Here is a 6871-nt window from a genome sequence, read left to right as displayed (position 1 = left end):
CTGCGATCTTTTGATCTTGAATTTTAAAAATCAAAGTCAAAAGATCGCAGCCTGCGGCAGCTCCTACACAAGGGTTCGGCGAGTGGTCAGAGGTTCTCGTAGCGATTCATGTCCAGCACGCCCTCTTCCACCGGATCGGTCTCCTGGATGTAGCGGCTCAGGTCATGGAAATACAGCCAGAATTGCGGATGACTACGGCGTATTCCCCAACGTTCGACGATTTTCTCAAAGCTGTCGCTATCCTTGGCGTTCTCCATCGCATCCACAAACGCTGGCACTTGCCCGGCCGGAATGTTGAACATGAAGTTCGGGTAGCTGCTGAGCACACCCGGGAAAATCGTCAGGGTATCGAGCCCCGGCTGATAGCGCAGCGATTCGCCGAGCAGGAACGCCACGTTGCTGTGGGCCCGGTTGCGCAACAGGCTGTAGACCTCACGCTTGCCGCTGCCGGTTTCGATGCGCAGCATGGTCGCTTCCGGCAGCTGATCAATCACTTTCAACCCCGCCGCCGGACGCGAAGTCAGGCGGCTCAACACTTGCTCGGCATTTTGCAGGTCCGGATCAATGTTCGGCCGCGAACAGTAGGCGCCATCGCAGCGGTTGATCGGGTCGGGCCTGGCATTGAGGTCGCCATAACGGGTCAGCAATTGCTGGGCGAAATCGCGCTTGGGATCCTGCGGATCAAGCTTCAGCGCCGTCGGCTTGTCATCGTCGATGGACTCGTAGTCCAGCCACATCTTGAATTTGCCACTGTTCTGATACCAGTCGTCGAGGTAGCCCTCCCGCGAATCGGCGGGCATCAGGCGCAGGAAATTCTGCTCGGCGCCGTTACGGATCAGGTCGAAATACAGGCGCGTCTGGGCCTGATGGGACACATTGCCGAACACATCGAAATTGACTGCCAGTTGATAGTAGGTGCGCTCCAGCAGCGGATAGTCGAACAACCACATCGTCTGCGGCACCTCACCGATCAGGCCCTTGGTCACCGAGGCGCTGTCGAAATGGCGAAAGATGCTCAGCAGTGCGTTGTCGTTGCCGGCCCACAGGGTCGACCAGCTCGGTGCGGGCAAATCGGCGTAGCTGTCGCGGCGCAGGGCCTCGTATTCGTTGCGTTTGTCGCGGTAGTCGTGCCACAGGGTCAGGACGCTGCCGACATCATCATTCTGCCCCGGCATCGCCAGCAAGGGCGTGGCTTGCCCGCGATAGTTCGGGTCGGTGATGTAGAGGTCGTGTTCAGGTGCCTGGAACAACGCCCAGAAGTTATCGCGAATCACGTCCGTGGCGATCTGCCCCCGACACACTGGCCCACGGATAAAGGTGCGCACGAAGTACTCGGCGTTATCGAGCATGAATTGATAGCGCGCCTGGGCCGGAATCGCTTCGAAGGTGGTAAAGGGGTTGGCCCGGCTCTTCGGCCCGTAGCCCGGCAATGCATTGACCTCCCAGTTGCCGCTGTAGAACAGGGATTTGACCCGCGCCAGCTTCGCCGCACTCAGGGGATAGGAGATGTGGGTCTTGTGCACGATCACGCCTTGCACCGGCCACAAGCGGTAGTAAAACTCCGTGCCCGGATCATCGTTGGGGCGCCGGGTATTGATCAGGTCAATCGGCTGGCCGGTCGGCGTGCGCGAACGCACCCACTGGAAGAAATGCCCGGGCTCCCCCTCCTTGAAATAAAGATGAGCGAGGAACCAGTGTTCATACAGCCAGCGTCCCACCAGGCTTTGCCGGGCGCCCGGCGAATTGAGCAGGTTTTCCCACTGGATCATTTGCTGTGCTTCTTGCGCACTCGGGGCCAGGGCCTGTTGATCGATAGGTGCGCCTGCGGCCAGCCAGCGTTGCAGCGTCTGGTACTGCTGGTCGGTCAGGCCGGTCACCGCCAGCGGCATGCCTTCCTTCGGGTGCGAAGCGGCATAGCCATCGAACTCCGCGGGCATGGAACACATGTTCTCCCGGTTCAGGCCCAGGACGATGTCTTGCGGCAGCCTGGCATTGGGTTGCAAGGGGGTGTTGTGGCCCAATTCCAGCATCCGCGCCATCAATGCAGCCTGGCTGCCCTGCGCATCGAGCACCGAAAAGAAGCCCTTTTGCTGCCAGGCGGCTTTTCCGGACGCGTCCAGAAACAGCCGCGTCGGCGCTACCGCCTTAGTACGGTCACCGTCGTAAACCGGGACTTTCGTCGCGCCGCGTGCCGCGCCCTCGCCGCTGCCCAGGTTGAGCTGACAGGCGGCGTCGTTGCAGGCGTGGCAGGCCACGCACTTTTCAGTGAAGATCGGTTGAATGTCTCGACTGTAGGAAATGGCAGAGGAATTCGCCGAACTTTGCGCCGCAGCGCCCCAGCTTAAAAGCATCAACACACTGCTGATGACGAAGCGATAAGACATGTCCCTGGTCCCGGATCCTGAAAAAACGCCGCGATTCTACCGGTCTGCCACCCCTGACAACATGAACGATATTCATGCAAATCCGAGTAATGCTCTAAAAGCGCACAGGTTTGCTATCATCCCGCCCCTTCGTCATGGTCTTACCGAGTAGTCCAAATGTCCGATCGCAGCGTTCGCCTTCAAGCTCTCAAGCACGCCCTCAAAGAGCGCATCCTGATTCTCGATGGCGGTATGGGCACGATGATCCAGAGCTACAAGCTCGAAGAGCAGGATTACCGTGGCAAACGCTTCGCTGACTGGCCGAGCGATGTCAAAGGCAACAACGACCTGTTGGTCCTGACTCGCCCGGACGTGATTGGCGGCATCGAGAAAGCCTACCTCGACGCGGGCGCCGACATTCTGGAAACCAACACCTTCAACGCTACCCAGATCTCCCTGGCCGACTACGGCATGCAAGGCCTGGCGTATGAATTAAACGTAGAAGGCGCTCGCCTGGCACGCAAGGTCGCCGACGCCAAGACCCTGGAAACCCCGGACAAGCCGCGTTTCGTCGCCGGCGTGCTCGGGCCTACGAGTCGCACCTGCTCGTTGTCCCCGGACGTGAACAACCCCGGCTACCGCAACGTGACCTTCGATGAGCTGGTGGAAAACTACACCGAATCCACCAAAGGCCTGATCGAGGGCGGCGCCGACCTGATCCTGATCGAAACCATTTTCGACACCCTCAACGCCAAGGCCGCGATCTTCGCCGTACAGGGCGTGTTCGAAGAACTGGGCGTCGAACTGCCGATCATGATTTCCGGCACCATCACCGACGCCTCGGGTCGCACCCTGTCGGGCCAGACCACCGAAGCCTTCTGGAACTCCGTGGCCCACGCCAAGCCGATTTCCGTTGGCCTGAACTGCGCCCTCGGCGCCAGTGAGTTGCGCCCGTACCTTGAAGAGCTGTCGAACAAGGCAGGCACCCACGTCTCGGCGCACCCGAACGCCGGCCTGCCGAACGAATTCGGCGAGTACGACGAACTGCCGTCGCAAACCGCCAAGGTCATCGAAGAGTTCGCCCAAAGCGGCTTCCTCAACATTGTCGGCGGCTGCTGCGGCACCACGCCGGGCCACATCGAAGCCATCGCCAAGGCCGTGGCCGGTTATGCGCCGCGCCAGATCCCGGACATCCCCAAAGCTTGCCGCCTCTCGGGCCTGGAACCCTTCACCATCGATCGCAGTTCGCTGTTCGTCAACGTCGGCGAGCGCACCAACATCACCGGTTCGGCCAAGTTCGCCCGGCTGATCCGCGAGGACAACTACACCGAAGCCCTGGAAGTCGCCCTGCAGCAGGTCGAGGCCGGCGCCCAGGTGATCGACATCAACATGGACGAAGGGATGCTCGATTCGAAGAAGGCCATGGTAACCTTCCTCAATCTGATTGCCGGCGAACCGGACATCTCCCGCGTACCGATCATGATCGACTCCTCGAAGTGGGAGGTGATCGAAGCCGGCCTGAAATGCATCCAGGGCAAGGGCATCGTCAACTCGATCAGCATGAAAGAAGGCGTCGAGCAGTTCATTCACCACGCCAAACTGTGCAAGCGCTACGGCGCCGCGGTGGTGGTGATGGCCTTCGACGAGGCCGGCCAGGCCGACACCGAAGCGCGCAAGAAGGAAATCTGCAAGCGCTCCTACGACATCCTGGTCAACGAAGTGGACTTCCCGCCGGAAGACATCATCTTCGACCCAAACATCTTCGCAGTCGCCACCGGTATCGAAGAACACAACAACTACGCCGTCGATTTCATCAACGCCTGTGCCTACATCCGTGACGAGCTGCCGTATGCACTGACTTCCGGTGGCGTGTCCAACGTGTCGTTCTCGTTCCGCGGCAACAACCCGGTGCGCGAGGCGATCCACTCGGTGTTCCTGCTGTACGCAATCCGCGCCGGGCTGACCATGGGTATCGTCAACGCCGGGCAGCTGGAGATCTACGACCAGATCCCGGTGGAACTGCGCGACGCCGTCGAAGACGTGATCCTCAACCGCACCCCGGAAGGCACCGACGCCCTCCTCGCCATCGCCGACAAGTACAAGGGCGACGGCAGCGTCAAGGAAGCCGAGACCGAAGAGTGGCGCAACTGGGACGTCAACAAGCGTCTGGAACACGCACTGGTCAAAGGCATTACCACCCACATCGTCGAAGACACCGAAGAATCGCGCCTGTCCTTCGCTCGCCCGATCGAGGTGATCGAAGGCCCGCTGATGGCCGGCATGAACATCGTCGGCGACCTGTTCGGTGCCGGCAAAATGTTCTTGCCCCAGGTGGTGAAATCCGCTCGAGTGATGAAGCAAGCCGTGGCGCACCTGATCCCGTTCATCGAACTGGAAAAAGGCGACAAGCCGGAAGCCAAGGGCAAGATCCTCATGGCGACCGTGAAAGGCGACGTGCACGACATCGGCAAGAACATCGTCGGCGTGGTGCTCGGTTGCAACGGCTATGACATCGTCGACCTCGGCGTGATGGTCCCGGCGGAGAAAATCCTCCAGGTGGCCAAGGAGCAGAAGTGCGACATCATCGGCCTGTCCGGCCTGATCACCCCGTCGCTGGATGAGATGGTCCACGTCGCCCGCGAAATGCAGCGCCAGGACTTCCACCTGCCATTGATGATCGGTGGCGCCACCACCTCCAAGGCGCACACGGCGGTGAAAATCGAGCCGAAGTACAGCAACGATGCGGTGATCTACGTCACCGATGCCTCCCGCGCCGTGGGCGTGGCGACCCAGTTGCTGTCCAAGGAACTCAAGGCCGGTTTCGTCGAGAAAACCCGCCAGGACTACATCGAGGTTCGCGAGCGCACCGCCAACCGTAGCGCCCGCACCGAACGCCTGAGCTATGGCGCGGCCATCGCCAAGAAACCACAGTTCGACTGGGCGAGCTACACGCCGGTCAAGCCGACTTTCACCGGCACGCGGGTGCTCGACAACATTGACCTCAACGTGCTGGCCGAGTACATCGACTGGACGCCGTTCTTCATATCCTGGGACCTGGCTGGCAAGTTCCCGCGCATCCTTCAGGACGAAGTGGTCGGCGAAGCGGCCACCTCGCTGTACAACGATGCAAGGGAAATGCTGCGCAAGTTGATCGACGAGAAGCTGATCAGCGCCCGTGCGGTGTTCGGTTTCTGGCCGGCTAACCAGGTGCATGACGACGACATCGAACTCTATGGCGATGACGGCAAGCCAATGGCCAAGTTGCACCACCTGCGCCAGCAGATCATCAAGACCGACGGCAAGCCGAACTTCTCCCTGGCCGACTTCGTCGCGCCCAAGGACAGTGAAGTGACCGACTACGTGGGTGGTTTCATCACCACCGCCGGCATCGGCGCCGAAGAAGTGGCCAAGGCCTACCAGGACGCTGGCGACGACTACAACTCGATCATGGTCAAGGCCCTGGCCGACCGCCTGGCCGAAGCGTGCGCCGAGTGGCTGCACCAGCAGGTGCGTAAAGACTATTGGGGCTACGCCAAGGATGAAGTGCTGGATAACGAAGCGCTGATCAAGGAGCAATACACCGGCATCCGTCCGGCGCCGGGCTACCCGGCCTGCCCGGATCACACCGAAAAAGCCCAATTGTTCGCCCTGCTCGATCCGCAAGCCCAGGAAATGCGCGCCGGCCGCAGCGGCGTGTTCCTCACCGAACACTACGCGATGTTCCCCGCAGCAGCGGTCAGCGGCTGGTACTTCGCTCACCCGCAGGCGCAGTACTTTGCCGTGGGCAAGGTCGACAAGGACCAGGTTCAGAGCTACACCTCGCGCAAAGGCCAGGAGTTGAGCGTGACCGAACGCTGGCTGGCGCCGAACCAGGGTTACGACAACTAAGCGGCTCTATTGGTCACGATATTGTGGCCAACACATACCTGTGGCCAACACATACCCCTGTGGGAGCGAGCTTGCTCGCGATGGCGGACTGACAGTCGCATGGATATCGACTGTTACGGCCTCATCGCGAGCAAGCTCGCTCCCACATTTGTTTTGTGCATGCTGTGATTTGTCTATGCTTGCCTCACACACATTCGTGGCGAGGGTTTTATGGACGATCCGGCCGACAACAAGCCGCCGAGCTTCTGGCAAATGCTGCACAGCGTCATGGCGGCGGCGTTCGGGGTGCAGAGCGGGAAGAACCGGGCCCGTGATTTCACGCACGGCAAGCCCAGTCATTTCGTGATTCTGGGGATCCTGTTCACGGTGGTGTTCGCCTTGACGCTGTTCGGCATCGTCAAGCTGGTGCTACTCCTGGCCGGGGTTTGACGCGGCTCAGTGCATCAGGGTTTGCAGGGTGAACGGGTAACGCCAGGACGCGGGACGGCCCTTGGCCGAGAGTTTGTGAAAATCCACACCGAAGTCCTGGGTGGCCCCCATCGCCAGCAGTCGCCGGGCCTGTGCCCGGTCGATCAGTTGCAGCAACGGAATCTGGCGGTCACGGCCGCCGTACTGGCTGG

Annotated in this window: 3 protein-coding genes and 1 pseudogene; 2 read left to right on the top strand and 2 right to left on the bottom strand. The window is 60.7% G+C overall.

Annotation, left to right across the window (positions count from 1 at the left end; all coding sequences use genetic code 11):
• Positions 1-86: 86 nt before the first annotated feature.
• Positions 87-2384 (bottom strand): fatty acid cis/trans isomerase, encoded by a 2298-nt coding sequence (locus PMI26_RS00615; protein WP_007980786.1) that lies wholly within the window; start codon positions 2382-2384, stop codon positions 87-89.
• A 156-nt stretch (positions 2385-2540) separates the two neighbouring features.
• On the opposite strand from PMI26_RS00615, the gene metH reads away from it, so the two are divergent.
• On the top strand, positions 2541-6251 hold the full coding sequence (metH, locus tag PMI26_RS00620) for a methionine synthase (RefSeq protein WP_007980784.1): 3711 nt from the start codon (positions 2541-2543) through the stop codon (positions 6249-6251).
• A gap of 210 nt (positions 6252-6461) precedes the next feature.
• Complete coding sequence (locus tag PMI26_RS00625) at positions 6462-6680, top strand: DUF2970 domain-containing protein (protein ID WP_007980782.1); 219 nt, start codon at positions 6462-6464, stop codon at positions 6678-6680.
• Positions 6681-6686: 6 nt separating this feature from the next.
• On the opposite strand, the pseudogene PMI26_RS00630 reads toward PMI26_RS00625, so the two are convergent.
• A pseudogene (locus PMI26_RS00630) lies at positions 6687-6871 on the bottom strand (LacI family transcriptional regulator); the annotation flags it as partial.

The organism is Pseudomonas sp. GM33 (assembly GCF_000282295.1).
Taxonomy (GTDB): domain Bacteria; phylum Pseudomonadota; class Gammaproteobacteria; order Pseudomonadales; family Pseudomonadaceae; genus Aquipseudomonas; species Aquipseudomonas laurylsulfatiphila.
The sequence above is the reverse complement of the archived record's forward strand: the minus strand, read 5'-3'. Positions and strand labels throughout refer to the sequence as shown.